The organism is Pseudohongiella acticola (assembly GCF_001758195.1).
Taxonomy (GTDB): domain Bacteria; phylum Pseudomonadota; class Gammaproteobacteria; order Pseudomonadales; family Pseudohongiellaceae; genus Pseudohongiella; species Pseudohongiella acticola.
The window spans coordinates 890,575-916,337 of record NZ_MASR01000001.1 but is presented as its reverse complement, the minus strand read 5'-3'; the positions used below and the strand labels follow the sequence as shown (position 1 = coordinate 916,337).

Here is a 25,763-nt window from a genome sequence, read left to right as displayed (position 1 = left end):
GATTTGGCCGGACCGGCCTTCACGTTGCGGATTATGGTTATAAAATCTGAGAATGCAATAGCTTTGAAAAGTTTTTTTAAAGCAATGTGGCGGGGGTCACACGCAGGTTCAGAATGGCCTGAGCCTGCGTTGGGCGGGGCTGTTGCGAGTTTAACGCCTCAGGCCCCGTGCAGGCGTTGTATGGCCTGTTCTCGGAGGATTTTCTTGGCGATCTTACCGGATGCTATTCGCTCCAGCTGCTCTGTTTCCAGCCATATGTGGCTGGGTACCTTGTAATGGGCAATGTGCCCGCGCAGGAATTCCTGCAGGTCGGCCTGGCTCAGAGTCGCACCGGGTTTGATCATCACAGTTGCACCAACAATTTCACCCAGGCGTTCGTCAGGCAGGCCATACACTGCTGCCTCGAATACATCAGGGTGCTCGGACAGGGCATATTCCACTTCGGCACAGGCAACATTTTCGCCACCGCGAATGACAATGTCTTTGGCCCGGTCCTTGATTACCAGAAACCCATGCTCATCCAGCAGACCAATATCGCCGGTGTGGAACCAGCCATCTTTGATGGCCTCAGCGGTTTCTTCCGGTCGCTGCCAGTACCCTTTCATAATGGTAGCGCCTTTTATGCAGATTTCACCGGTTTCGCCGTCGGGCAGAACATTACCGTCAGTATCTTCAATGCGGATCTGGGTGACCGGTTGCGTTGGGCGGCCGGTACTCTCCGGTTTTGCCAGATAGAAGGCGCCGGTGATGGTGGCGCCAATGGCATTGGTCTCGGTCAGCCCGTAGCCAAGTCCGGGCTGAACCACTGCATCGAATTTTTTCTGCATCATGCTGAGGTGACCTGGCGGTCGTGATGCGCCGCCACTCTGCACGGTACGCAGGCTGCGCAGATCGGTACTCTCAAACAAAGGCGAGTGCATCACTTCCCAGGTCATGGTGGGGACCCCATGCAGTACTGAAAGCCTTTCTGATTCAATCAGTTCCAATGCTTTTTCGGCATTCCATTTGTACATCATGACAAACTTGCGCAGGTAGACAAAGCTGACCAGGAACTGTGCATGACAGCCGGTGACGTGGAAAAGTGGCACATTGGACAGAATGCCTGGGTCAAACTCGGGGTCTGTTTCCACCAGTTCGGGCCGCAGGACTTCTGTCGCTTCTTTGCCAAAAATCCAGCTGTACAGAGCATTGACGACATTGCGATGTGTGGACAGGACACCTTTAGGCGTTCCGGTGGAGCCGGAGGTGTACATGATGGACGCTTCGTCTTCTGGTGCCAGCGTGATGGCATCCAGGTCCTGCTTCGGCGCTTTAGCAGCGCTTTCTGCCAGCGCATAAAACTCCGGGTACGCCGTAGTGTCGGAGTCGGGCTTGATGGCAATAATCTGTACATTGGTGTCGGCGGGTCCGGACTGCAGCTGGTTGATGCGCTCCTGGTCAGCAAACAGCACTTTGGCGCCACTGTCCTTCAGACCATAAACCAGCTCGCTGCTTTGCCACCATGAGTTCATGGGCACCACAATGCCACCGATCATGGTGACGGCCATAAACGCCATGCACCACTCGGGGTAATTGCGTGAGCAAACGGCGACACGGTCACCTTTCTGAATACTGTATTGGCTGATCAGCGCCTGGGCGATGTTTTCGGCGATGGTCAGGGTTTCGGCGAAGGTATAACGTTCGTTTTCGTATACCAGAAAGTCTTTGTCGGCAGCGTTGAGGCCAAGGCGGTAAATGTCGCGGAGATTCTGCGGGATGTTGGCAAAAACGGTCTGCTCTATGCCGTCAATGGTGACGGTTTTGACGCCTAGCGGGCCGGCGGGATCGCGCATCTTGATGACGATTTCTTTAAGTTTTGCCAGATCCTGTTCTATTTGTTTTGCTGTAAGCATAGTGTTTTTGTCGCCGGTATGCTGAAAACGGAAGAGCAGCATTATACGGAGGCGGGGAGGGGAATCAAGAGCGGCGGTCCTGCCAATCGGTCGGCAGGCCTCATCATTGCTGGTTTGGTGTGCAACCGTTCGGTTGCGGAGGGGCCGGAAAAGCGGTTTTCACTTTGCTCGGGTCGCCCTCCGGGTGGTGGGCGGCCCGATTCCGATCTCGAGTACATTTCTAAAGAAATGTTGCACGTCTTGTTACTCAGTGCGGATTTCGAAGGTGACTTTGCCCATGACCTTGCGATCGCGGAACACATTGAAGGCAGCCACATAGTCGTCAAAGGCAAAAGATTTGGTGACAATGGGCTTGATCTTGCCCGCCGTATACATATCGAACAGCTCCTGGAAGTTCTGCTCATAGGCCTCCGGCTCTTCCTTGCGGAAGCGACCCAGGAAGACGCCCATCATCGAGCTGCCTTTCAGCAGTGCCAGGTTGGCCGGGTACGACGGTATGCGGCCGCTGGTGAAGCCCACCACCAACAAGCGTCCATTCCAGTTGATGCTGCGCGTGGCCTGATCAAACAGGTCGCCGCCGACCGGGTCATAGATGACATCAGCGCCTTTGCCGTCAGTCAGGGCTTTGACTTTCTCTTTCAGCTCGCCGTCACTGTAATTGAGCAGTTCATCCGGGCCGGCCTGGTTCACGAAAGCCAGTTTTTCATCGCTGCTGGCTGCTGCAATGACGCGAGCGCCCATCAGCTTGCCCAACTCAACGGCGGCCATACCCACGCCACCGCTGGCACCCAGAACCAGCAGGGTTTCGCCGGGCTGGATATTGGCGCGCTGCTTCAAGGCGTGGTAAGACGTGGTGTATACCATGGCGAACCCTGCTGCGGTTTTAAAATCCATGCTGTCAGGGATTTTACGCAATCCGGCAGGCTGCACTTTTACCTGTTCTGCCATACCGCCGATAGACGGAGTCGCCATCACCCGGTCACCCACCGCAAATCCCGTCACATCATTTCCCACCGCAGAGATGATACCGCCGACCTCTGAGCCAGGTGAGAATGGCATGGGCGGCTGAAACTGGTATTTACCCTGGATTTGCAGTGTATCCGGGAAATTAAGTGATGCGGCGTACACATCAACAATGACTTCACCTGGTAGGGGTTCCAGGTCAGCGACCTCTTCCAGAGACAGGTTTTCGGGCGGGCCATAGGATTTGCACAGCAGAGCTTTCATAGCGTATTTACCTTGTCCATAAAACCATAGATTCAAACATGTTTGCCGCAGCCGTACAATTGTTTGTGGTAACGGGGCAGATAGCTTTGGTGCATAGGGTGCCCTCTGCTTTATAATGTGTTTGTAAGACAAATGAATTCGCAGGAAATAGGTGGAGCCGTTGATGGCGACCGAGAATCACAGACAGACATTGTTGCGGGAAATGGGGGTTCAAAGCTGGTTCGCGCGTGGCCAGTTGCCTGGTGCCGGCCCCTCGCACGAGATTGCCCTTGTGACTCAAGCCCCGGTGGTGCCAACGTTTGGCGATGCTGCCAGGCAGGTGCTGTCCGATGACCACGCTCGTGGGCCAGGTCAGCCAGTGCCCGATCCTCGGCAAAGATCTCTGCCAGAAAATGCACAGCCAAAAAGTGCCCAGCCCAAAAGTACCCAGCCAGCATCTGTAGAACACGGCCCCGCCTCGTTAAAGGCCGTTCTGGGCCAGGAGCTTGCGAAGGCGCCAGAACGTCAGCCTGTTGATGTGCATAAGCAGGCCGATACGCAGACACATACTGGGCAAGACGGCGCGGCACCACCCTCCGTTGAAGACGATCAGACGCTGGACTTTGCCTTCAGCTGGTTTAATGTGGGAAAACGCCTGTCTGTGCTGGCGATGCTGCCGGCAGGTGCAGATTGCCTGACGACTGACACTGGCCAGATGCTGCAACGGATATTGGTCGCGTTGAACCCGGCTCTGAAAGATGCGGTGGCACAAGAGCATACATTCCATTGGCCATTTCCGGGTGATCTGGGATTGCCAGTCGGGCAGCGAGCGGCACGTCAGGCAGTGGATGGTTTTGTTGCCAGGCGCCTGCGTGAGCAACCTTCGGCAATGCTGCTGATTCTGGCCGATGAAACACCCCCGTTCCTGTACCGGGATACCAGGGCCGGGGAAGACGAGCAGGCTGGCAGTTTGCTGGTGCATCCTCAGTTCGGCTTTGCCATGCTGCGGACACATTCTCTGCACGCCATGCAAACCAACGCTGACTTGAAACGTTCCGCTTGGCAGGCAATGCAGTTGGTGCGAGATCGTCTCAAACGGGGTGAGGAGTAATATTTTACAGGACATGTTAGCAGATCCGATGTTTCAGACCATAACCGACCCAGGTCAGGTGATATGCCGTCGAATGCGGCCCAGTGATCTTGACTTTGTGGTTCACAACGAGGAAATTTCCTACCCGAACCCCTGGAGTAAGCGCATATTCCTGGATTGTTTACGGGCTGGATACGAGTGCTGGGTACTGGCGACCCGCGACCGGATTGTTGCCCATGGCGTGCTCAGTGCTGCCGTCGGGGAAAGTCACGTACTCACCGTGTGTGTGCATCCCGGTTTTCGTCGCCAGGCCTACGGGCGTCGCATGTTGAAGCACCTGTTGGCCGAAGCCGGCAAACTGGGCGCCGACACCTGCTTTCTGGAGGTACGTCCTTCCAATGAGGCTGCCCGGGCACTGTACTATTCCATGGGATTTGTGCAAGTGGGTGAGCGCAGACACTATTATCCCAGTGAGGCAGGCAGCGCGTTTCGGGAAGACGCCCTGATACTGTCCTGCCCGTTGACCTGATCGGTATGTCCGGGCGACCGAGATACCCGAAATACCCGGGTTCAGTGACGAAGGAGTGCAGTATGCGGGGGCGTTTTTGCAAGACCGTTTGCGGTTGGCTGGGGCTGTCGTTAGTGATGCTGTCCGCAGGCGCTTTTGCCGATGATCGGTTACCAACCCTGAATTCGGAGCAAGCCAACTGGGTTGCTGACCGGATATTTCAGAATGAGTGCAATCGCCAGTTGTCATGCCTGACCAGCTGGAATGTGGGGGAGGATTTTCCGTCCCTGGGCATCGGGCACTTTATCTGGTATCGGGAAGGGCAGCGGGAACGCTTCGTGGAGAGTTTTCCGGAGTTACTGGGATACTACGTGGCGCGTGGCGTTGATTTACCGCCATGGCTGGCTGGTCTGCCTGGGTGGGCCTCGCCCTGGCCGGATCGTGAAACCTTTCTGGCTGAGATCGACAGCGAGCAGATGCAGTCACTGCGACAGTTTTTGAGTGATACCCGCGGTATTCAGGCGGATTTTATCATGAGAAGGCTTGAGCATAGTCTGCCTGCGCTGACGGCCGCCAGTGACCAGCCAGCTGCCATTGCTACAGAATTTTACCGCGTGGCGAACAGCCATGTGCCGCATGGCATGTATGCGCTGATTGACTATGTTAATTTCAAGGGCGAAGGCACTGCGACCAGCGAACGTTATCGGGGGCAGGGCTGGGGGCTGTTGCAGGTATTGGAAACAATGCTGGCCACCCCGGATGACGGTTCCGTGCTGGAACAGTTTGCGGCGGCAGCACAGCAGGTGCTGGCGCGCCGAATTGACAATTCCCCCGCCGAGCGTGGCGAGGAGCGGTGGCGGTCAGGCTGGAATAATCGCACCCGCACTTATGTGCCCTGATACCATCAAATTTAATCAAAAACAGGCAGATCCTGCGATGACCTACGAAAGACCGAATATCCGTGATATGGCAGGCTACACTTGGGGCGAACAACCCGCTCAGAAGCAGGTGATCAAGCTTAATACCAATGAGAACCCGTACCCGGCCACGGCGTCGGTCGCGAACGCCTTGCAGTCGTTACGGGTGGATGAATTGCGGCGCTACCCTCAGCCTTTTGCCGATGGATTCAGAGATGTTGCAGCGGCCGCCCATGGTGTGACCCGCGACAACATCATGGCAACCAATGGCGGCGATGAACTTTTGCGCCTGGCGATTACCACGTTCGTGGATGCGGGCCAGACGCTGGGCATGGCGGAGCCAAGTTATTCACTGTATCCAGTGCTTGCCGCGGTACAGGGTTGCCAGGTCGCCCGTGTCAGTCTGAACGACGACTGGTCGCTGCCGCAGGATTTTGCTGCGCAGTTGAATGCAGTCGATGCCCGGCTGGCATTTGTGGTCAACCCGCATGCGCCGACCGGGCAATTGTTGCCAGTGTCCCGCTTGCGCGAAATCGCGACTGAGTTCAATGGTGTGCTGGTGATTGATGAAGCCTATGTCGATTTTATTGAACCGTCCCAAGGTTATGACGCAGTGCCTTTGATTCGTGAATTCGATAATGTCATGTTGTTACGTACCATGAGTAAAGGATATTCGCTGGCAGGGCTTCGCTTTGCCTACGGCATCGGTGCGTCAAGCCTGTTGGCGCCGATGTTGTATAAGACCCGGGACAGCTACAACACCGATGCCCTGTCGCAACATCTGGCGACGGCTGCGCTGGCCGCTCGCGATGAGGCGGCGGTCAACTGGCAGCAGGTTCGTGACGAGCGTAGCCGGCTCAGCGCCGCCCTTGCCGCGATGGGATTCAGCGTCGTTCCCAGTGAAAGCAATTTTTTGCTGGTGACGGTGCCTGACAGTGCGGCTGCGGCAGGTCTGGATTCACAAGAAAAACTTGCCAGAACACTGTACCAGGGGCTAAAACAGGATGGCATTCTGGTGCGATACTTTGATCAGCCGCGCCTGCGCGATAAGCTCAGGATCACGGTCGGTACCGGGCAGGAGAATACGCAGCTATTGCAGAGTCTGCAGGCAAGCCTGAAACAGGCGCTGCAGGCAATTCAGGGAGCCTGACCCAAGCTGGGTCTGGCATTGAGGCGAAACGCATGTGTGCAGATCTGTTTGATGGAATTGAACCGGATAAGCCGGATAAATCTGATCAGGCGAAAGCTGACAAAAAACCTTCTGACGATGTTGTAAATAGGCGCGCTACCGACAGTGTTACAGCGCCCCAGCGTGTATTTTATTGCCCTCGTTGTCGCAATCCCATGCGTCGTATTGAAGGCAAGATGGGCCCGTTCTGGGGCTGCACCACGTACCCGGTCTGCGACAAAAAGCTGTATGACCTTGATGGGCATCCGTCGGAAACGCCAGACCAGCGCTACCGTTGTCCGGTATGTACGCGACCGTTGGTGCATGTGCAGGCTAAAGCCGGTGCAGAGAATGATGCCGACGAGGCGCAGGCGCGCACCGAACGCGAAGATTATTGGTACTGCACCGGGTACAATAAAGGCTGTAAAGTGACCCTGCCTGATAACAACGGAAAGCCCGCAGACGCCTGGCGCTGTCCCCGCTGCGGCCATCTGTTAAAGCAGCGGCGGGGCAAGAACGGCGTGTTCTGGGGTTGTAGCCAGTATCCTTTGTGCACGGCAAGTTTTACCGATATGGGTGGTAAACCCAAAGGACCCGAATTTGAGTAAATCCCGATTCAGAATTTCCCGTCGCAATCGAGCCGTCGCCGGTGGCGTCATCATTGCGCTGGGTTCCATTTACGCGCTGGCGGTGTCCTACAACATTCCCCAGGCGGAATTATTGTGGTTTCTGGTCGGCAGCGCGCTGGTGTTGCTTGCCGCGATGCTGACGGCGCTACTACTGGTCCTGCTGGTTAAAGGGCTGGGAATGATGTGGCGGCGGGTTCTGCGCGGTAGCAACAAGGGCGTGCATTCGGCGGCGACAAACGCAGTTACAGGTGACCGCGAAAGCGACAGTGACGATGCAACTGAAGACTCGTCACGTTAGAAGTGACTCTTTCGGATAACTTCGGGTAAGCACAGACGACCACGGATAACCGGAGACGATATTAATGTTCGGGCTGTCAGCGGCGCTATGATGCAATCGCTGGTGGCTGAATCTGGTATTCCTTGATCAGCCATTGTCCTTGCTGGCGAACCAGCTCGACAGCAATCGTCGCGATCTCGGTTTCGAAGCGAGCCCGCATGTGGTAGCTCACGGTGGCGGTATCACCGCTTTGCCACCATGAAGGAATGTCGGCGTCATACTGGATGTCGAATATTTCCTGCAGATCGCCGAGTCGCCGACTCATAGGTGTATAGCGCTGTCGGAGTGCTTCCGGGCTTTCAGCGGCAAGCAGGTCGTCGGTGGCATGGTCTCGGACCGTTTGAGGGTCCCAGGTTGTCAGCATCTCGGATGTCACGGTCATGACCAGTCTGTTGCTTTGCTCGATAGCGCTATTTCGTTCATTGGCGTCCTGAATGAACAGGCCGGCAAGGGCCAGACAGGTTATCACTGCGAAGATGATCAGTGCGGCTTTCATCGGTATGCCAGAGTCCTCTAAAAGGGGTCAAATGTGCATCTCTATTATAGGCAAAAAAAACCCTGAAAAAACATAGAGAAAACAGCATCAATTGCAGTCGCCTGTGAGAAAGGACAGGTTTTATGCACATCGGTGTCAAGACTGTCAATCAATTGTGTCAAAGTTTGCTAATTTTAGAATTAGCGCCTAAAAATTTTATAAGCTATTGATTAATATGAAAAATAAAATTGGTTAAAATTTAACCAAGTTAACTCAAACCACCATTTTACCAGTACTTTGAGCTCTTGATAGCAAGTTATCACCAGACTTATCCACAGATTCTGTGGACAACATACAGGGTGGCGAATGACCACACTTGGCATGCTTCGTCAACACGCTGGAGGGATTTTTTTGCATGAGGTCGATCGCAGGGGCGGTCAGCGCGCTGAAGTGAGAACCAATGACCCAATTCGGGCCTTGAAATGTTACCCACATGCCCACATGTTTAGCTTTATCAGTAAAAGTAGCAACCGGATTTCCACTGGTGCAATCCGGACACAAGTGCTATCGTACCAATACCAGCTTTTTCGTGGGTCTTACGCATCATGGTTGAACTCTCCGGCAATATTCCTTTTCTCTGGCGTCTCAGTGCAGAATCAAGTGAAGGTTTCTGCATGGTATCCATGGTTGTGCCTTTCGAGTCCGAAGACGACCGTAACGACCTGACAATCGAAACCAGCGTGGTCAGTTTTTCTTCAGACAGCACCCGCTCGGAGCGGGAAGAAATGCTGGAGTGGAATCAGGATGACATGAGCCTGTTTCTGAAACTGGTAACCTGTCAGCAACAGGGAGAAACAGCGCCTGTCGCCGAATCGGTCCGTGTCGACCTGACCGACCCTGAAATCATCGAAATTATTCATGTGGTGGCGGCTGCCGGTTTCGGTACTGCCTATTCCTCCTACGGCATGCTTAATAATTCGGTCGGTCGTTATCCCCCCCATGCCTGCGATATTGGCAGCTTTGCGTCACTTAATACCGTCGATGGTTTTAAACGCTGTGTCGTTGTCGATATGGATGGCGAAGACGTGGTGTGTGTCCTGCTGGAAGAAGTTGACGTTGTGTCAGTTGGTGAATACGACAAGCTGGTACGCCATGACCTGCTGATGGTGAAGCAGACTGATCTGTTACATCCCGATTTTGCCGGCGGCCTAGTCCGTCCACCGCAAGCCACTTTGCACTGAGTGCAGCCTCGCGTTCTTCCCGCTTGTCAGGTAAACCGTTTTACTGTTAAGTTTGCAGCGATGCTCGGATAGCAAACTGAACAAAAGGACGGGAACCACGTGCCAAAACTCGTTAATTCCGCCTGGATGCTGGCTTTCGTTGCCATCATTCTGGTTGCCTGCTCACCCAGTGAAAATGCGGTAGTTGTCGGAGATAATACGCCACCGACGGATCCGGGAGCACCAGTGTCTGGCGGTCACCTGCGTGTTGCTCTGGAAGGAGAGACCAATAACTGGCTGCCCGGTCGCGGTAATCACGTTGCTCCTGCTGCACTCACCGTTGCCATGGCGCTATTTGACCCATTGGTAAAACTGGACCATGAAGGCCGCTTTCGCCCTTACCTTGCTGAATCCATCACCCCGAACGATGAGTTTGATGCCTGGACGCTTCGTCTGCGTCCGGGCGTACAATTTCATGACGGGACACCGTTGAACGCCGAGGCGATCAAATGGAATTTTGACAATCTGCACAAACGTCCGGGTTCCGTGACATATGGCTCTATACGCGATGTGGAAAGTGTTGAAGTGATTGATGACCTGACGGTTGTGTACCAGCTGAGCCAGGCCATCGTACCTTTCCCCGATATGCTGACCCGTGCCGTCGGCTGGCCAGTGTCTCCCGCGGCCGTTGAACGGCTGGGCGACGAAGCAGGCTTGTATCCGGTGGGTACCGGTCCGTTTGAGCTGGTCGAATGGCGTCGTGATGATCGCATGGAGTTGCAGCGCAATGACAACTACTGGCAGGATGGATTACCCTATCTTGATGGTATCACCTTCCGGCCCCTGCCGGACGAAGATGCCCGACTGGCCAGTCTGATTTCAGGGGACATGGATGTTATCCAGACCCTGCGGCAGCATATCGTGGCACGACTGCGCGGACTGTCTGGTATTCATCTGTATGAACAGGTCGGTAACAGCAGTGGCAGTGCCATTTTTAACGCCGAAGTGCCGCCGGTGGATGACGCCCGGGTACGTCAGGCGCTGGCCTGGGCGCTGGATCCCGAGGCTCTGATTGAAGTGCTGGGTGGCCATGGCATCACACCGATGCAAACGCAGTATTTTAACGAAAACAATGTGTGGTATTCACCCCGTGTTGCTGAAGCCTGGCCGCACTCCAATCCGCAGAAAGCGCTGGAGCTGCTTAACGATTACATGAACGACCCGCAACGTTCGGATGGCCTGGCTCCGGGCGATCCGGTGTCGGTGGAGATGATGTGTCTGCCGGAACAAAGTCTGATTGATCTGGCACAGATGTACCAGGCATTCTGGACCGCGGTGGGGGTTAATGTCAGGTTGCGTCAGATCGAACAGGCGACTCAGGTACAGAGCGCGATCAGTGGCGATTATATGATCACCTGTTGGCGCTCCAGCAATGAACAGGATCCTTACACGATCATGACCAGTGATTACGGGCCGCCCGACGTTCAGCCGCTTAACTATACCAATTTCACTCATCCGCTGCTCGACGAAAAAATAGAAGTATTGCGTCTGGAGCCTGACTTCGACGAGCGCTACGCGGCGGTTGAAGACATCATGATGTTATTCACTGAGCAGGTACCCAGTACCTGGACCGGATCAACACCAGCCGCTGTTGCTGTGCAGCCTCGGGTACGTAATATTAAAGGCTGGACGTTCCCGGATGGCACGCCGGGTGATGGCATGCCTGTGGCCCAGGTAAGCTGGGCGCAGGTGTGGATGCTGGATGAGGAGGCCTGGCAGGCAGAGCAAGCCGAGCAGGCGGCAGGTGACTAGAGCGTGAAACTGTTGGCCAGAAAACTTCCGTGGCTGATAGGCACGCTGTTAGCCGTGTCTTTTTTTACGTTTATGCTGGTGTCTTTGCTGCCGGGTGACCCTGCTGTGATGATACTGGGCGCTGGTGGGGTGTCGCCCGAGGCGATAGCGCAGCTCAGGCTGGAGCTGGGTCTGGATCGCCCATTAATAATCCGTTATTTCGACTGGCTGGGCAGTGCGCTCAGTGGCGATCTCGGGCGTTCGCCGATGACCGGCCAGGCAGTCAGTGATGCCATTCTGAGCCGCCTGCCGGTAACCATTCAACTTGGCTTGATGGCCATCGTCATTGCGTTGCTGCTGGCGATACCACTTGCCATGATATCTGCCTACTTCGCCGGTAGCCGTCTGGACCGTGGTATCAGTGGTATTGGATTTGCCCTGATGTCCGTGCCGGGATTCATGATGGCAATCTTCCTGATACTGATTTTTGCCGTGGGCCTGGGCTGGTTTCCCGCCACCGGCTGGGTTGCGTTCTCGGAGTCACCCACAGCCAACCTGCGCAGTGCCATACTGCCCGCCATGTCACTGGCGATGATTGAGCTGGCGCTTTACATGCGGCTGTTGCGAACCGATCTGATTGACACCCTCCAGCAGGACTACATTACCCTGGCGCGCGCCAAGGGTTTGCCCAACTGGTTGATAATGATCCGTCATGCCCTGCGGCCTTCATCGTTTTCGCTGATGACGGTGGTGGGTCTGCAGCTGGGTGGTGTCATCAGTGGCGCCATTATAGTGGAAGAAATTTTTGCTTTGCCCGGCGTTGGGCGATTGCTCTACCAATCGATACTGCAGCGAGACCTGCTGATGGTACAGGGCATCGTACTGTTCATTGCCACAGCCTACGTATTGGTCAATTTTCTGGTAGACATGTGTTATTCACTGTTGGACCCAAGGGTGCGTTATGCGGACTAAGGTGGCTGATATCAGTTTCTTTCGCAGTCGTGCGCAAGGGTTTTCTGCAGCGGCCCGGCAGGTATTTGGCCGTGGTTTCGGCGTCGGTTTCTGGATCGCTGCCGGCTGGCTGCTTCTGATAGCGTTCTGCGCCGTGTTTGCCGACTGGCTTCCTGTTCTTGATCCTCTTGAGCCGATGATTGCCAACCGCCTTAACGGTCCCCTGACCACCAATATCCTTGGTGCCGATGGTCTGGGCCGTGACATGCTGTCACGCCTGGTGCATGGCGCCCGTGTCTCTGTGGTTATTGCCCTGACGGCTGTGACCATTGGCATGATTATAGGAGGAACCCTGGGTATTCTGGCCGGGTATTTCCGTGGTCACTTCGAACGCGGCCTGATGGCGGTACTGGATGTCATTCTGGCATTCCCATGGCTGGTTCTGCTGCTGGCGCTGGTGGCGTTCATCGGTCAAAGCCTGTTCGCCATCTCTGTTGCCATCGGTTTCCTGTGGATTCCCGCCTACGCGCGGGTTGCCCGAGCCAATACCCTGTCGGTAGTGCAGCGGGAGTACGTATTGGCGGCGCGAGCCATGGGGGCCAGCACCTTGCGCATTCTGCTGCGGGAAGTGTTGCCCAATGTCATTCTGCCAGTGCTCGCTTACGGCCTTGTTGCTATGGGGCTGGTGATCATTGTGGAAAGTGCGCTGGCATTTCTTGGTCTCAGTGTTGAGGCGCCACAGCCGACCTGGGGCGGCATGATTTCGGAAGGCAAACGGCATCTGGCCACTGCCGTGCATGTGGCGCTGGTGCCTTCGGTGACCATGTTTCTGACCGTGCTGTCGCTGAATTATGTTGGTGACCGCTTGCGCAGCCGCTTTGACGTCAGGGAGTCCAATCTGTGATTGATGCCAGCAAGCAGGCACTGCTTCAAGTCAACGGCCTGACCGTGCGTCTTAACAGTGGTCATGGTCTGGTGCATGCGGTGGAAGACGTGAGCTTCTCCCTGTCGCACGGACAAACGCTGGGCGTTGTGGGTGAATCCGGCTCCGGAAAAAGTGTGATGGCGCGGTCGTTGATGGGTCTGGTAGGCAAGCGGTCCATCGCCAGCAGCACGGGTAACATTCTGCTTCGAAATACGGATGGCGAGCCGCAGGATCTGGCTAAGTTACCGGAGAATGCCTTGCGTCATCTGCGTGGTCCCGCCATGGCCATGGTTTTTCAGGACCCGATGACGGCGTTGAACCCGGTTCTGCGTCTGAGTGTACAACTGACGGAACCCTTGCGGCTGCATCTGAAACTGGATCGTACGCAGGCGCGCAGCCGTGCTATCGAATTGTTGGCCTCGGTGGGTATTCCCGATGCTGCCGGGCGTATTGACCAGTATCCTCACCAGTTGTCTGGCGGTATGCGGCAACGGGTCGTCATTGCCATCGCGCTGGCCTGCAGTCCTGCGTTGTTGATTGCAGATGAGCCCACAACGGCACTGGATGTCACGGTGCAAAAACAGATTCTGGATTTACTGGCGAGGTTGCAGCGGGCGCATGACATGGCCATGATTCTGATTACCCATGACCTGGGCGTAGTCGCCAGTCGTGCTGATCAGATTGCCGTGATGTATGCAGGCAGAATCGTCGAGTATGCCCCGGCAAAGACGCTATTCACATCCATGCAGCATCCGTACACCGAGGCTTTGCTCAATTCGATTCCGCGCATTAACGATCCCAGCCATACCCGGCTGCAGGCGATACCCGGACGGCCGCCGCAATTGCATGACCCTGCGCCTGGCTGTGCCTTTGCACCACGTTGCCAGTACGCGCAGGCGCGGTGCCGCGAGCAGACACCCCCCGTGGTCACCGTGGCAGGTACTGCAGACCACCAGCATGCCTGCTTCTTTCCGATATCAAGCAGACAAGGTGGGGAGGCCCGGAATGACTGACAGGAAACCCTGCCACTTGTGTGAGCGCGACGATATTGTTCTGCGAATAGAACAGTTGACTGTCAACTTCACCGTCGGAAAACAGACGGTTCAGGCGGTCACCGATGTCAGTTTTGATGTTGCCCGAGGCGAAACCCTGGGTCTTGTGGGTGAATCAGGTTGTGGTAAATCCACGGTCGGGCGGGCCATCATGCAGCTACCGCCGCCGACCTCAGGCGGTGTGTTCTTTCGTAAGCAGGATCTGACGGAACTGCACGGTGAAGCGCTGCGACAGACCCGGACCGGTCTGCAAATGATTTTTCAGGACCCGATTTCGTCCTTAAACCCGCGTCGCCGGGTGCGTGATATTGTGGCCGAAGGTCTCACCATCTGGGGGCGGGATAATGCCGCTGAGCGAGTCGCAGAGGTTATGGATGCGGTTGGACTGGATGCCGACAGTGCCGGTGACCGGCGTCCGCATCAGTTCTCGGGCGGACAGTGTCAACGTATCTGCATCGCACGCTCACTGGCGCTGGATCCGGACGTGTTGATCTGTGATGAACCGGTGTCGGCGCTGGATGTATCAGTGCAGGCGCAGATTCTGAACCTGCTGGAAGATATGAAAGCGCGCTACCACCTGACCATGGTTTTTGTTGCGCACAACCTGGCAGTGGTCAAGAATATCAGCGATCGGGTGGCGGTGATGTACCTGGGCAAGCTCTGTGAAATTGGCAACACCGACAGTATTTATTCGCATCCAGCCCACCCCTATACCCATGCTTTGCTCTCCTCCATTCCGGATGCGGACCCGTTGGCCCGTGAGCAAAATTCGATAGATGATGCGCCGTTGCTGCAGGGAGATCTGCCAGCACCCACAGATCCGCCATCGGGTTGTCGTTTCCGCACTCGCTGCCCGCATGCCCAGGCACGTTGTGCTGAGGAAGTTCCGTTGATGCAGGCGGTTGGCGATGATCACTACGTTGCCTGCCACTTCCCGCTGCGATGACCCCTCTGTAATGACCCCTCTGCAATGACTTAATTGCGCGCTACGGCAATGTCCCCTTACTGACCCGGGCCCAGAAAACTCCCGGGCTCAATCAGGCGATAATCCGGCACCATGATATGTTCCTCATCCTCTTCTGTCACCAGACTGCTGGGTAACACCGCCTCGGGGCCGGCCGAGAACAGGAACTGGCCTGACATAAGCTTTTTTTCGGGATCTATCACGCCCCAATCCACCACATAGTAGTCGGACTCAGGCAGCTCGGGCAGGGGCCAGATAAATACCCGGTTGGCGACCGGGTTATACCTGAAGTTTATATTGATTACCTTGGCATCGGCATCCTTCAAGGTCAGTTTGACCAGGGTGACCCCAGCGCTGAAGCGCAAAATCAGGTTATCCGGCACGCCAGGCAAAATATCATCATGATCAGGGATGTGATCAATTTCGACATCTCCGGTATAACGGTAGGTGTGAGAGAAATGCTGGGCAAACGCGGAGTTGCCCCAGAGCAGGCAAAATATGCCCAGCAACAGTGCCGTTGCCAGCGCTTTCTGTGGTTTTGAGCTGTTGTCGGTTTTTATCACTGCAAAAGGTCCTGAAAACGGTTCCAACGTGCGTATCGCACCAATAAATGCTTTAGAACGGGTTGATTGAGACGTCTGATACGCCCGCTGATGCAATTCCGACTTTATAACATACAGCATCACCCGGGCCTGACGAAATCCGTACAAAATGCACGCGATTTCAGAAATTCGTCAGAGATTGTCATTAATCAGCAAGACGGCCCTTGTCGTTTCATGGTCCAATCAATGCGTTAACAGTCTTAAAACAGTAACAACAATTTATAGGAGGTGTCCTGTGAGGATGCTGAAACTCCCCCATCGAAGTGCGCCTGCTCTGGGCTGGGCGATCAAGCTCGTTGCCGCTGCTGGTTTTGTGTTGCCATTAAGCGTATCGGCTCAATCGGCGACTGAAGAAGTAACCTTTCACAAAGACATCACGCCTATTCTGCAACGTAGCTGTCAGAGCTGTCACCGCCCTGAAGGCGTGGCCCCGATGTCTCTGGTTTCCTATGATGATGTTGTGCCCTACGCGGGCCTGATCGAATATCGCACGCATCTGCGCGACCGTGCGGGCGCCATGCCGCCATGGTACGCAGAGAAAGACGTGGGTATCCAGGAATACAAGCAAGACCCCTCACTGAGCGACGAGGAACTGGCCAAGATTTCGACCTGGGCGCGTAATGGCGTACCTGAAGGCGATATGGCTGATGCGCCGGCACCACTGGATTTTGATGACACCACACGCTGGTCGGCTGGCGCGCCAGATCTGATCGTGCGCACCCAGGATATCACTGTCGAAGGTCAGGCGCCGGACTGGTGGGGCGATATTCCCAGCATCCCAACCGGACTTAAAGAAGATCGATATGTAAAATCTGTCGAAATTCGCGAAGTCAACGATCTGGACATGGTTGCCGCTGGCGGCACCGTGGGTGGCCGTAACATTGTTCACCACATGATCTGGAGCACCCAGGTGTTCAACGACGACGGCACCGCAGAAGGCATCCAGGTACCATGGCCGGTGCATGAAATTGCCCGTAACCCGGATATCTTTGACCAGGACGGCGGCCGCCTGTTGCGCGCAAACTCCCACGTGGTCTCCAACTCGGTGCATCTGCACGCCACGGGTGTTGATACCACCGGTCACCTGGAAATCGGTTTCCGCTTCCATCCCGTGGGTTACGAGCCCAAGTACCGTCCGGTCAGCATTGGCCTGGGCAATGGTGTGGATATCAGCATCACCGGTAACGAAGACAACCAGCAACTGCACGCCTATGCCGTACTGGAGCAGCCTACCAAGATTGTGACATTCGAGCCGCATTTGCACGCTCCCGGTGAGCGCATGTGTCTGGAAGCGATCTGGGGTTACACCGTAGAAACCCTGTCTTGTGTCGGTTACGACCATAACTGGGTACGTGGTTATACCTACGACGAGAACTCGGCACCACTGCTGCCAGAAGGCACTGTGCTGCACATTACCGGTTACATGAATAACACCGAGACCAACTCGAACGTGCCTGATTCCCGTAACTGGCAGGGTTCCGGTAACCGCTCGGTGACCAACATGTTCATCGATCTGGGTATGCGTGTCGCGATGACGGAAGATCAGTTCCTGGAAGAAATGACCAATCGGCGCAAGAACCTCGACCTGGGGCCTAACGACCACGTGATTGGTTGTCCGTTATGCCTGGCGCCACTGGTGGCACCGATCGAATTGACTGAAGAAGATAAAGAAGAGATGTCCGAGGCCATGATCAACTACCTCACTGTGACAGATGACGAGAAAGAAAAAATGCCGGCAGCCATGGTTAGCCGGGCGGAGGTACAGTAATGCTGGTACGTTTTGGAAAAACTTGCTCGGTTGCTCTGGCAACGGTATTGAGCGTGGCGATGTTGTGGTCTGCGGCTGCGTCGGCGCAGACCTATCGCAAAGGGCAGCACATCGAAGTGGCCTACGAAGGCTGGGAACAGAACGATGATGGCACCTACAGCTTCCTCTTCGGTTATCACAACGAAAACTGGGAAGAGGAACTGGACATCCCGGTGGGCGAGAACAATTTCTTCTCGCCAGGGGAGGCCGACCGTGGTCAGCCGACTCACTTTTTGCCACGCCGTAACCGCTTCACTTTCAAGGTGCAGGTGCCGGCTGACTGGGGTGACAAGGAACTGGCCTGGACCATAACGTCCAACGGCGAAACCCGCACCGCGTACGCCACATTGGCGAAAGACTATGTTGTCGACAGTGTTGTGATTGCATCGGAAACCGGCTCCCTGGGTGCCGGTACCAGTACCCCCGAGTCTCGCGCCAACACGCGGCCTCAGGTAACCGTGCTGGGCGATACCATTCGTAATGTGCGTGTTGGTGAACCACTGACGTTGCAGGCACGTGTGGAAGACGATGGTCTGCCGACGCCGGGCAATGTCGGTAATTTCCGTTACCCGCTGTCCAGCCGTACGGCAAGCTCGGAAATGCGTCGCTTCAAGGACGCACCTTCACGTATCACCGTGGGCAAAACCAATGGTCTGTTCATGTCATGGAACGTGTACCGCGGTGAAGGCAAGGCAACATTCTCTCCCCAGCAGGTCAAGCCCTGGGAAGATACCCGCGCCAGTGCCAATTCGCCATGGGGCGCTTACTGGACACCGCCACCCATCCCTGAGGATGGCGTTTACGAAGTATCGGTTACCTTCGAGGAACCGGGCCAGTATATCCTGTGGGGACGTGCTGATGATGGTGGTCTGTATCACGACCAGTATGTCACGGTAAACGTTAACCCCTGAGAGCCGGGCACAGATTCCGCCCTGTAATAATCAACCCCCGAACAGCTTTTCTTGAGGAAAGTTGTCCGGGGGTTTTTTATGCCTGCTATAATCGTCGCCGACGATCGACCTGCTGATGCCTGGCAGCGGCGTTTTTCGACACAACAATCGTGTTCATATCTAAACGAGCATGCACTTACTATGCAATGGATCCATTCCGCGAGCAGTTATCTGGCCATTTCACAGCTGATGTTTCTGGCCAGCCTTTATCTGGTGTATTTCCCCGGTAAGTTGTTGTCTCGCCTGATTGTTCTGTTCAGTGCCTGTATAGCTGCCTACATCCTGTCACGCTCCATGGCACCCATGCCGACAGAGTTGCGCATGCTGTTCTCCATGATGGCAACGCTGGCACCCGCGGTACTGTGGATTATTGCCCGATATCTGTTTGAAGATCACCGGCGGATTCATCCGGCCATGTGGACGCTTATTTGTGCCTATATCGCAATCCGCGTCATTGGGCTGTTCATGTATGACGGCTCGGTACCGCGTAACAGTGGATTTTTCCTGTTTTATTTTTATATTCCGCAGCTGTTCATGCTGTTTTTGGCGTGTCATGTGGTGTACATGGCGTGTCGGGGGCGCGACAGTGACCTGATCGAGTCTCGGCGTCAGGTCCGCGTGCCTTTTGCCATTGGCATGGGCAGTATTGTTGGTCTGATCATCGGCACTGGTTTTTTCTGGCTCGGCAGTCCGCAGCTCGACAGCCTGTATTTTCTGGTAGTGTTTGTGCTGATACTGTCAGTCAATCTGGCCATGTTCAGGTTCCAGCATCAGGCTCCGCATCTGATTCAGACCGCCGCGGACGCTCCGGCACCCAAAGCGCCGACCCCCGATAGCGGCGATATCGTATCGCGCCAGGATCAGGTACTGATTGACCGGATTCTCAAAGCCATGCAAGAAGAGCGATTGTATGCCGAGTCCGGTTTGACGATTGGCGATCTGGCGGCACAGGTGTCAGTGCAGGAGTATCGTTTGCGGCGATTGATCAATCAGTCATTGCATTACCGCAATTTTAATCAGTTTCTCAATCACTATCGTATAGAAGAGGCAGCACGGCGTTTGCTGGATCCGGCAGAAGAACATATCCCGATCTCCAGCATTGCCCTGGATGTGGGTTATGCCTCGTTGTCGTCGTTCAACAAGGCCTTCAAGGACACGCATGGTGTGACGCCTTCCACCTGGCGTGCATCCGGCCAGCCCACTTCCGCTGCAACTGTTTTTCCACATTCCGACGAAAATAGATTATGACTGGTAGATTATGACTGATAATACCCGCACGACTGAGGATACCGTTAAGCTAAGATCATTTCGCCGAATTGCGCTGATTACCATCTGCGCCGTGTATTTTCTGATACTGGTCGGTGCAACCGTGCGGGCATCGGGCGCCGGTATGGGATGTCCCGACTGGCCCACGTGTTTTGGTAGCTGGATTCCGCCCGTCAGTGAAGCGCAATTGCCTGACAATTATCAGGAAATCTATGCCGACAGGGGATACGCGGAAACCCGCTTTAATCCGGTGAAGACGTGGATAGAATATCTGAACCGGCTGACGGGCGTTGTCATTGGGTTGTTGATCCTGGTTACCGCGTGGAAGTCGCTGGCCCTTCGCAGTCATGACAGGTGGATTACCATCGCCTCGGTGGCCGCGTTGCTGATGGTCATTTATCAGGGCTGGCTGGGGTCTCGGGTGGTGGCCTCCAATCTGCAGCCGGGTATGATCACACTGCACATGTTGATGGCACTGGCCATTGTGGCAATCCTGCTATTTGCCTTTGCGCGGGCACGCAGAGGTGTGCTGGCGGCGCAGCCTGCAGTGGCGATAAGTCGCCACTTCCAGCGCTGGTTCTATGTTGTGATTGCGCTGACAGTGCTGCAGGTGGCGATGGGCACCCAGGTACGTGAGATGGTGGATTTCCTCAACCACACGCAGGGTGAAGAGCGTTCGGCCTGGGTGTCGGCGCTGCCCTGGTTTTTTTATGTGCATCGCACATTTTCGGCAGTGGTACTTTTAGCCAATGCCTGGCTGGTATGGACATTCTATCGGTCGTTTGGTCTGCACCACAGTCTGACCCGGCTGGCGCTGGGCGTGCTGGCGGTTATTGTGCTGGCCATTATCTCCGGTGCCACGCTGGGACATCTGGGCATGCCGGCAATTGTACAGCCGACGCATCTGCTGGCCGCATCATTGATCTTTGGTTTGCAGTTCCTGTTATGGATGGATTACCGTCACGCGCGAGGTGTGTGATGAGGGCAGCCGCAGCGCTGGTACTGGCTTTTGTCACCACTGCCTGTGCTTCGTATCCGGCTGACGTCACCCGCGATGACCTGTCTGACCAGCAACGCCAGGCACTGGACGATGCTGCCCTGGGCCTGGACTGGCAGCAACACCCGGACCCGGACGCAATAGTAGCACTGGTACATGGGCTGAATCTGGATCCTGCCGCCATGCAGGATATGCAGAAGCTGTTGTTTGATGCCGGTATGGATGTGCTGAGTGTTTCCCTGACCGGCCACGCTAATGCCTTGAATGACGATGCCCGTTTATTACAATTCCAGGATGCCACGTTTGCTGGCTGGCAGGCTGATATCAGCCAGGGTGTGCAGGCAGCAGCGCAACGCGCAGAATCGTTGCAGCGGCCTCTGTACGTGGTAGGGTTTTCTCTGGGTGGTTTGTTAAGCGCTGACTATCTTGTTCAGAACAGTCTGCAAACGGACCGTGCAGAGGTTGTCGATGTAGAGCGTCTGGTACTGTTGGCGCCGGCGATCAGTCTGAAATGGTCATCCTATCTGTTATATCCGTTACAGATTTTTCCTGATATCTATCTGCCCAGTGTGGCGCCCCGGATTTACCGGGCCAATGATTATGCGCCGGTGTCGGCTTATCTGGCGTTGTATGAAGGTGTAAACAACTTCAATGAACTTGCCGAGCAGACAGCGAACCGGCAGGCGTTGAACATTCCGGCGCTGGTATTCATGCATCCGCGTGATGAACTTGTGTCGTCGGGTGGAGTCCGTGACTTTATCGCTGAGCGGCAGTTGAGTGAGTGGCAATATATCGAAGTTGAGAAGAGTGAGGATGCCGCAGACGTGCTGAATCACTTGATCATCGGGCCGCATTCATTGGGGGGAGATGCGTGGCAGTCAGTTAGCGGGCAGATACTGGATTTTTTGCGTGACAGCTGAAGCATTTCTGGATAGATGATCGGGCGGAGAGGGGTTTTCAGAGACCGCCCTCAGGGGGTTGGGTGGCGGTTCTCGCAGACGCCCGTGAACCCATCCATGGGGGGCTCGGATGCGACCATCCAAGGGTCGCATACGCTGCTCAATCCGCCACCCAACCCCCTGAGGGCTCATGCAGGATTTCAGCTCTGTAGGTTTTTGCGACGTCGGATAGGAATCACTGGAAGAGGAAACTTGCATGAGCTGGACGCTGCTCAAGTGCGGCCAGCGTCCTTTTCAAAATTTCTGCTCTAGCAAATCAAAAAGGGCGCGGAAGAGCGATCAGTTATTTCTTCCGCGCCCTAAAGCACATCACTTGGTTTTTATCAGTTCTTGATGAACTTCATGGTCATGCGATCGCTTTCACCGATGGCCTGGTACATCGGGCGCTGCTCGGCCGACAGGCCCCGCAGGTTGGGTGGCAACATCCAGACACCGCCTTCATGGGTCTTCGGGTCGTTCGGGTTGGCATTGATTTCCGAGCTGCCAGCGAAGGTAAAACCGTGCCCGGTCATCAGGTCGATCAACTGTTGTTCATGGATATAACCGTTGCCGGCAATGGCGGCTTCGTCCGCGTTCCAGCGATGATCCACGATACCCACTGTGCCGCCGGGTTTGAGTGCGTCATGCCAGGCCATGATGACATTGTCTGCACCCATGCCAATCCAGTTATGGGCATTACGGAAGTCCAGGATTACGTCGACACTGCCCGGTGCCGCGATTTGCGACTGGGCCTGGGTCAGTTGCTCGGAAACAACAACATCGCCGTAAGCTTCCGTATTGCTGTCCAGCAGTCGCTGGAACATGGCGTTGCTGCCGCTCATCCAGCCAGCCAGTGGCTCGGGACTGCGGTCATAGGTTGCGCCGATCAGTGTCCCTTCATCCTGCAGGTAGGCTGCCAGAATCTCGGTGTACCAGCCACCGCCGGGCCAGGCTTCGATAACGACGTCGTCGCTTTCAACACCAAAAAAGGTCAGGGTTTCATATGGGTTGCGATAGACATCGCGGGTCCGGTTAAGATCGGAGCGATGTTCGCCATCAATGGCGGCACGCAAGTCAGCATTGCCCTGTGCTACGGCGCTGCTGATGCTGCAAATGCCAAGAGTGCCTAGCATCAGGCTCAGAAGGGATGTTTTTACCAGGGTTTTCATTGTTTTGGACTCCGATCATGGTTGGATGTAGCCCAGAAGATTAACCCAGAAAGTGTTGTGTTAATAGCCTGCGGTCACGCTCAGGCTCAAATAGGCGACCAGAGATCCCAATACCATGCCAGCGAGTACATCGGAGATGAAATGTACTTTCAGCATGACGCGCGACAGTCCGATCAGTGCTGCCCAGCTGTAGGCCAGCAGGCTGATGTCCGGGAAACAGACACTGGTGATGCCGGCAATCATGAATGCGGCAGTGGTGTGGCCGGAGGGGAAACTGAATTCGTCGGAAGGTTTCAGTATCGGTGCCAGCGCCTGCACCACATTAAATGGCCGACGGCGTTTGAAGCTGCGCTTGAGAACCCAGTATATGGGCAATTCGATGACAAACGCCAACAGACCGGCCAGCAGAAAGGTCATGCCCTGTTCAGGGAAAAGCGCTGGCAGGGTCAGACCCATCAGCAGGTAAAGATAACCGTCGCCGGTAAAGGAGATGAAGCGCACCAGCGTTTCCAGTTGCATGCGCTGGTGTAGACTGTTCAGACCGAGAAACAGGCGGGCGTCCAGGTCGGCTAGCCATTGCAGGGCGAGTATGCTGCGCTGAATCATGATCGGGGTCTCCGATATCTGAATTGGCGCCAGTGTGGCAGTGCTTTGTGACAGCGGTGCGTCCTTGATATGACGATTGTGTGACATTTGCTGCATTGGTTTGATGTCAGTGGGAATCTGATCAGGCTGCTGCAAGCGTGACCATGCTTGCGTCAGCCATTCGCCTGCTGCTAATGTTCATGGCACAAAATCCCGTTAAAGTAACCGGAAAAAACCATGACTTCTCCCGAATCCTCTCCGTTGATGTCAGTGACCCAGGCCGCCAATCGATTATCTGATGATGATGTGCTTGTACTCGATGTTCGTTTCAAGCTGGAAGATACCGCTTACGGTGCGCAAGCCTACGCCGAGTCTCACCTGCCCGGTGCGGTTTATCTGGATCTGGATAAAGATCTGTCATCATCGATAGTGCCGGGTGTCACCGGCCGTCACCCATTGCCGGATGCGGCGGTATTTGAAGCCCGAATGCGTGAAATTGGACTGCGCAAATCCGATCAGGTCATTGTTTATGATGATGGCCCGGGGTTCTATTCCGCCCGGTTGTGGTGGTTGCTGACCTGGTTGGGGCATTCAAACGTCAGCGTTATCGATGGCGGTCTCAAAGCATGGCGTGAGGCAGGTCTGCCGATGACGGCTGAGCGTTCGGTACGGCCCTGGCCGGGCGACTTCAGCGCGCGGCCGGATGACTCACTGCTGGTTGACGCAGAAGCGTTACTGGCACAGATCGAGGCAGGTCAGGATACACCTGTATTTCAACTACTGGATGCCAGGGCGCCGGAACGGTTTCGTGGTGAAGTGGAACCAATAGACCCGGTGGCGGGGCATATTCCTGGTGCGGTGTGTGTGCCGTGTAATGGCAATCTTGGCGCTGACAGCCTGATGCTGCCGGCGCAGGTATTGCGAGAGCGGTTCCCTGAGCCCGAAGCAGGGCAGGCACTGGTATGTTATTGCGGGTCCGGCGTCACTGCCTGCCACAATATTCTGGCTGCGGTTATTGCTGGCCTGCCCATGCCCAGGCTATACCCGGGATCCTGGAGTGAGTGGATTGTGGAGCCTTCCCGGCCCGTGGCCACTACTGGATCTGAGGTCGGCTGAGCGGCCGCCGCTTGAAGCGTGAATTAACCCACAATGACAGTGCGATAATGCTGCCGCCGATGAGCAACGGCAGCACCGGCTCATCATGACCCCAGATGGCCAGGTTGACCACCAGTCCGGCCGGCACCAACGCATTGTTCATCACGGCCAGCGTGCCGGCATCAACGTCGCAGGCGCCACGGTTCCATAAATACAGTCCTGCCCCCGAGGCAACCACACCCAGCCAGGCCAGAATGCCCCAGTGCAGAGCGTTGTCTGGCAGCAGCTGGGTATTGCCAAAAATCAGGAAGGAGGGTAGAGCGATCACCAGCGCACCAATAAAAAAGTGACCGAAAGTCCGCCACGGTGGAATCTCAACTGGCCAGCGTTGCATCAGGTGTTTGTAACCCACCTGGCCGGCGGCAAACGTGATATTGGCAACCTGCAGGATAATAAACCCGGTCAGATAATCCTGGCTCAAACCATCGTAACGAATAACTGCAGCCCCCAGCGTGGCTATGGCTGCCGCGATCAGCGCCCGCGGCGAGAAGCGGCGGTTAAGGGCATCATCGATCAGGGTCACGTACAAGGGTGTGAAGATGGTAAACAACAGTACTTCCGGTACGGTCAGCATACTGAAAGACCGGTACATCAGCGCATAGGTCACGCCAAACTGCAGTGCACCACATAACATGATACCCATGATCAGTGGTCGCGGAATGCCACGCCAGAGTGTAAATGGCAGGAACATCAGGGCAGCCAGTGTCACGCGGGTGAGTACGGCAAAATCGCTGTCGACATTGCCTGACAGAAATTCACCGATCAGGCTGAATGAGAACGCCCACAGCACAGTGACGATAACTAACAGACCCATGAGCGTGGTCCTTGCATAAAAGGTGTAGGCAGTGAATGAACGCATCGGAAGCACCCATTCAACTATGGTTGTGCCCGGATCGTCAATTTGAGGCGCGCAAGGGTATCACAGTCGTGATCTTGCCGCTAATGTCAGCCTGGTCATTGTGTGTCGGGCAGACATCGGCGAAAATAACGGTTTTGGCCTCCGGCCGGCCGATTACGGCTGCAACCACAAGATTTTAACTCAATGTCTACCAATCTACTTGCGCAGGAAATTGCGACGCGTCGCACCTTTGCCATCATCTCGCACCCGGATGTTTGCCTCAAAGTCAACCTCGGACAGCCCCAGACAAAAATCTGCTAGAACCCACGAA

General features: G+C 55.4%; 25 protein-coding genes. 18 read left to right on the top strand and 7 right to left on the bottom strand.

Annotated features, from left to right (window positions below; translation table 11 throughout):
- Window positions 1–158: 158 nt before the first annotated feature.
- Together PHACT_RS03830 and PHACT_RS03825 are read right to left on the bottom strand one after the other, a co-directional pair.
- The gene (locus PHACT_RS03830) at window positions 159–1,892 is read right to left on the bottom strand and encodes a class I adenylate-forming enzyme family protein (RefSeq protein ID WP_070118135.1); all 1,734 of its coding nucleotides are present in this window, start codon (window positions 1,890–1,892) and stop codon (window positions 159–161) included.
- Between the two features lie 243 nt (window positions 1,893–2,135).
- Window positions 2,136–3,119, bottom strand: a complete 984-nt coding sequence (locus PHACT_RS03825) for an NADPH:quinone oxidoreductase family protein (protein WP_070115994.1) — start codon at window positions 3,117–3,119, stop codon at window positions 2,136–2,138.
- Between the two features lie 163 nt (window positions 3,120–3,282).
- On the opposite strand from PHACT_RS03825, the gene PHACT_RS03820 reads away from it, so the two are divergent.
- The 6 genes from PHACT_RS03820 (at window position 3,283) to PHACT_RS03795 (ending at window position 7,708) form a co-directional block, all read left to right on the top strand.
- On the top strand, window positions 3,283–4,209 hold the full coding sequence (locus PHACT_RS03820; protein WP_070115993.1) for a hypothetical protein: 927 nt from the start codon (window positions 3,283–3,285) through the stop codon (window positions 4,207–4,209).
- A 28-nt stretch (window positions 4,210–4,237) separates the two neighbouring features.
- Window positions 4,238–4,717: a ribosomal protein S18-alanine N-acetyltransferase gene (gene rimI / locus PHACT_RS03815; RefSeq protein WP_070115992.1), complete on the top strand. Its 480-nt coding sequence runs from the start codon at window positions 4,238–4,240 to the stop codon at window positions 4,715–4,717.
- 62 nt (window positions 4,718–4,779) lie between these two features.
- Window positions 4,780–5,595, top strand: a complete 816-nt coding sequence (locus PHACT_RS03810) for a hypothetical protein (protein ID WP_070115991.1) — start codon at window positions 4,780–4,782, stop codon at window positions 5,593–5,595.
- Between the two features lie 37 nt (window positions 5,596–5,632).
- On the top strand, window positions 5,633–6,763 hold the full coding sequence (gene hisC, locus PHACT_RS03805; protein ID WP_070118134.1) for a histidinol-phosphate transaminase: 1,131 nt from the start codon (window positions 5,633–5,635) through the stop codon (window positions 6,761–6,763).
- A 32-nt stretch (window positions 6,764–6,795) separates the two neighbouring features.
- The gene (locus PHACT_RS03800) at window positions 6,796–7,389 is read left to right on the top strand and encodes a topoisomerase DNA-binding C4 zinc finger domain-containing protein (RefSeq protein ID WP_070115990.1); all 594 of its coding nucleotides are present in this window, start codon (window positions 6,796–6,798) and stop codon (window positions 7,387–7,389) included.
- A complete protein-coding gene (locus PHACT_RS03795; protein ID WP_070115989.1) occupies window positions 7,382–7,708 on the top strand; it encodes a hypothetical protein in 327 nt (108 codons plus the stop codon). Before PHACT_RS03800 ends, PHACT_RS03795 begins: the two co-directional genes overlap by 8 nt.
- 85 nt (window positions 7,709–7,793) lie before the next feature.
- On the opposite strand, the gene PHACT_RS03790 is transcribed toward PHACT_RS03795, so the two are convergent.
- Window positions 7,794–8,243, bottom strand: coding sequence for a hypothetical protein (locus PHACT_RS03790; RefSeq protein WP_070115988.1), 450 nt, complete (start codon window positions 8,241–8,243; stop codon window positions 7,794–7,796).
- A gap of 584 nt (window positions 8,244–8,827) precedes the next feature.
- Here PHACT_RS03790 and PHACT_RS03785 point away from each other — a divergent pair.
- From PHACT_RS03785 to PHACT_RS03760, 6 genes are all read left to right on the top strand, one after another.
- Window positions 8,828–9,463 carry a hypothetical protein gene (locus tag PHACT_RS03785; RefSeq protein ID WP_070115987.1) on the top strand — a complete coding sequence of 212 codons (636 nt, stop codon included), beginning with the start codon at window positions 8,828–8,830 and terminating at the stop codon, window positions 9,461–9,463.
- Between the two features lie 99 nt (window positions 9,464–9,562).
- Window positions 9,563–11,254 (top strand): ABC transporter substrate-binding protein, encoded by a 1,692-nt coding sequence (locus PHACT_RS03780; RefSeq protein ID WP_139141432.1) that lies wholly within the window; start codon window positions 9,563–9,565, stop codon window positions 11,252–11,254.
- Window positions 11,255–11,257: 3 nt separating this feature from the next.
- A complete protein-coding gene (locus PHACT_RS03775) occupies window positions 11,258–12,205 on the top strand; it encodes an ABC transporter permease (RefSeq protein ID WP_070115985.1) in 948 nt (315 codons plus the stop codon).
- Window positions 12,195–13,088 carry an ABC transporter permease gene (locus tag PHACT_RS03770; RefSeq protein ID WP_070115984.1) on the top strand — a complete coding sequence of 298 codons (894 nt, stop codon included), beginning with the start codon at window positions 12,195–12,197 and terminating at the stop codon, window positions 13,086–13,088. Before PHACT_RS03775 ends, PHACT_RS03770 begins: the two co-directional genes overlap by 11 nt.
- Window positions 13,085–14,122 (top strand): ABC transporter ATP-binding protein, encoded by a 1,038-nt coding sequence (locus PHACT_RS03765; protein ID WP_245730559.1) that lies wholly within the window; start codon window positions 13,085–13,087, stop codon window positions 14,120–14,122. The genes PHACT_RS03770 and PHACT_RS03765 overlap by 4 nt, the downstream gene beginning before the upstream one ends.
- Window positions 14,115–15,107, top strand: a complete 993-nt coding sequence (locus PHACT_RS03760; RefSeq protein ID WP_070115983.1) for an ABC transporter ATP-binding protein — start codon at window positions 14,115–14,117, stop codon at window positions 15,105–15,107. Before PHACT_RS03765 ends, PHACT_RS03760 begins: the two co-directional genes overlap by 8 nt.
- A 56-nt stretch (window positions 15,108–15,163) precedes the next feature.
- On the opposite strand, the gene PHACT_RS03755 is transcribed toward PHACT_RS03760, so the two are convergent.
- On the bottom strand, window positions 15,164–15,688 hold the full coding sequence (locus tag PHACT_RS03755) for a copper resistance CopC family protein (RefSeq protein WP_139141431.1): 525 nt from the start codon (window positions 15,686–15,688) through the stop codon (window positions 15,164–15,166).
- Window positions 15,689–15,968: 280 nt separating this feature from the next.
- Between PHACT_RS03755 and PHACT_RS03750 the strand changes: the two genes are divergently transcribed.
- The 5 genes from PHACT_RS03750 to PHACT_RS03730 all read left to right on the top strand — a co-directional run bounded on the left by PHACT_RS03750 (window position 15,969) and on the right by PHACT_RS03730 (window position 21,667).
- Window positions 15,969–17,495, top strand: a complete 1,527-nt coding sequence (locus tag PHACT_RS03750) for a c-type cytochrome (protein WP_070115981.1) — start codon at window positions 15,969–15,971, stop codon at window positions 17,493–17,495.
- Window positions 17,495–18,445, top strand: a complete 951-nt coding sequence (locus PHACT_RS03745) for a hypothetical protein (protein WP_070115980.1) — start codon at window positions 17,495–17,497, stop codon at window positions 18,443–18,445. The genes PHACT_RS03750 and PHACT_RS03745 overlap by 1 nt, the downstream gene beginning before the upstream one ends.
- A 180-nt stretch (window positions 18,446–18,625) precedes the next feature.
- The gene (locus PHACT_RS03740) at window positions 18,626–19,732 is read left to right on the top strand and encodes a helix-turn-helix domain-containing protein (RefSeq protein WP_070115979.1); all 1,107 of its coding nucleotides are present in this window, start codon (window positions 18,626–18,628) and stop codon (window positions 19,730–19,732) included.
- A gap of 10 nt (window positions 19,733–19,742) precedes the next feature.
- Entirely contained in the window at window positions 19,743–20,729 is a 987-nt protein-coding gene (locus PHACT_RS03735; RefSeq protein WP_070115978.1) for a COX15/CtaA family protein, read from the top strand.
- On the top strand, window positions 20,729–21,667 hold the full coding sequence (locus tag PHACT_RS03730) for an alpha/beta hydrolase (protein WP_070115977.1): 939 nt from the start codon (window positions 20,729–20,731) through the stop codon (window positions 21,665–21,667). The genes PHACT_RS03735 and PHACT_RS03730 overlap by 1 nt, the downstream gene beginning before the upstream one ends.
- 362 nt (window positions 21,668–22,029) lie before the next feature.
- Here PHACT_RS03730 and PHACT_RS03725 read toward each other — a convergent pair whose 3' ends face one another.
- Together PHACT_RS03725 and PHACT_RS03720 are read right to left on the bottom strand one after the other, a co-directional pair.
- Window positions 22,030–22,854 carry a class I SAM-dependent methyltransferase gene (locus tag PHACT_RS03725; protein WP_070115976.1) on the bottom strand — a complete coding sequence of 275 codons (825 nt, stop codon included), beginning with the start codon at window positions 22,852–22,854 and terminating at the stop codon, window positions 22,030–22,032.
- A gap of 60 nt (window positions 22,855–22,914) precedes the next feature.
- Window positions 22,915–23,595: a phosphatase PAP2 family protein gene (locus tag PHACT_RS03720; RefSeq protein ID WP_139141430.1), complete on the bottom strand. Its 681-nt coding sequence runs from the start codon at window positions 23,593–23,595 to the stop codon at window positions 22,915–22,917.
- Between the two features lie 81 nt (window positions 23,596–23,676).
- On the opposite strand from PHACT_RS03720, the gene PHACT_RS03715 reads away from it, so the two are divergent.
- Window positions 23,677–24,555 (top strand): sulfurtransferase, encoded by an 879-nt coding sequence (locus PHACT_RS03715; protein WP_070115975.1) that lies wholly within the window; start codon window positions 23,677–23,679, stop codon window positions 24,553–24,555.
- Here PHACT_RS03715 and PHACT_RS03710 read toward each other — a convergent pair.
- A complete protein-coding gene (locus PHACT_RS03710; protein WP_070115974.1) occupies window positions 24,533–25,408 on the bottom strand; it encodes a carboxylate/amino acid/amine transporter in 876 nt (291 codons plus the stop codon). The genes PHACT_RS03715 and PHACT_RS03710 overlap by 23 nt on opposite strands.
- Window positions 25,409–25,763 lie beyond the last annotated feature (355 nt).

Coding starts and splice junctions, on each gene's coding strand:
- PHACT_RS03830 (WP_070118135.1), bottom strand. CDS start 1,892: ATGCTTACAGCAAAACAAATAGAACAGGATCTGGCAAAACTTAAAGAA.
- PHACT_RS03825 (WP_070115994.1), bottom strand. CDS start 3,119: ATGAAAGCTCTGCTGTGCAAATCCTATGGCCCGCCCGAAAACCTGTCT.
- PHACT_RS03820 (WP_070115993.1), top strand. CDS start 3,283: ATGGCGACCGAGAATCACAGACAGACATTGTTGCGGGAAATGGGGGTT.
- rimI (WP_070115992.1), top strand. CDS start 4,238: ATGTTTCAGACCATAACCGACCCAGGTCAGGTGATATGCCGTCGAATG.
- PHACT_RS03810 (WP_070115991.1), top strand. CDS start 4,780: ATGCGGGGGCGTTTTTGCAAGACCGTTTGCGGTTGGCTGGGGCTGTCG.
- hisC (WP_070118134.1), top strand. CDS start 5,633: ATGACCTACGAAAGACCGAATATCCGTGATATGGCAGGCTACACTTGG.
- PHACT_RS03800 (WP_070115990.1), top strand. CDS start 6,796: ATGTGTGCAGATCTGTTTGATGGAATTGAACCGGATAAGCCGGATAAA.
- PHACT_RS03790 (WP_070115988.1), bottom strand. CDS start 8,243: ATGAAAGCCGCACTGATCATCTTCGCAGTGATAACCTGTCTGGCCCTT.
- PHACT_RS03785 (WP_070115987.1), top strand. CDS start 8,828: ATGGTTGAACTCTCCGGCAATATTCCTTTTCTCTGGCGTCTCAGTGCA.
- PHACT_RS03770 (WP_070115984.1), top strand. CDS start 12,195: ATGCGGACTAAGGTGGCTGATATCAGTTTCTTTCGCAGTCGTGCGCAA.
- PHACT_RS03760 (WP_070115983.1), top strand. CDS start 14,115: ATGACTGACAGGAAACCCTGCCACTTGTGTGAGCGCGACGATATTGTT.
- PHACT_RS03750 (WP_070115981.1), top strand. CDS start 15,969: ATGCTGAAACTCCCCCATCGAAGTGCGCCTGCTCTGGGCTGGGCGATC.
- PHACT_RS03745 (WP_070115980.1), top strand. CDS start 17,495: ATGCTGGTACGTTTTGGAAAAACTTGCTCGGTTGCTCTGGCAACGGTA.
- PHACT_RS03740 (WP_070115979.1), top strand. CDS start 18,626: ATGCAATGGATCCATTCCGCGAGCAGTTATCTGGCCATTTCACAGCTG.
- PHACT_RS03735 (WP_070115978.1), top strand. CDS start 19,743: ATGACTGATAATACCCGCACGACTGAGGATACCGTTAAGCTAAGATCA.
- PHACT_RS03730 (WP_070115977.1), top strand. CDS start 20,729: ATGAGGGCAGCCGCAGCGCTGGTACTGGCTTTTGTCACCACTGCCTGT.
- PHACT_RS03725 (WP_070115976.1), bottom strand. CDS start 22,854: ATGAAAACCCTGGTAAAAACATCCCTTCTGAGCCTGATGCTAGGCACT.
- PHACT_RS03715 (WP_070115975.1), top strand. CDS start 23,677: ATGACTTCTCCCGAATCCTCTCCGTTGATGTCAGTGACCCAGGCCGCC.
- PHACT_RS03710 (WP_070115974.1), bottom strand. CDS start 25,408: ATGGGTCTGTTAGTTATCGTCACTGTGCTGTGGGCGTTCTCATTCAGC.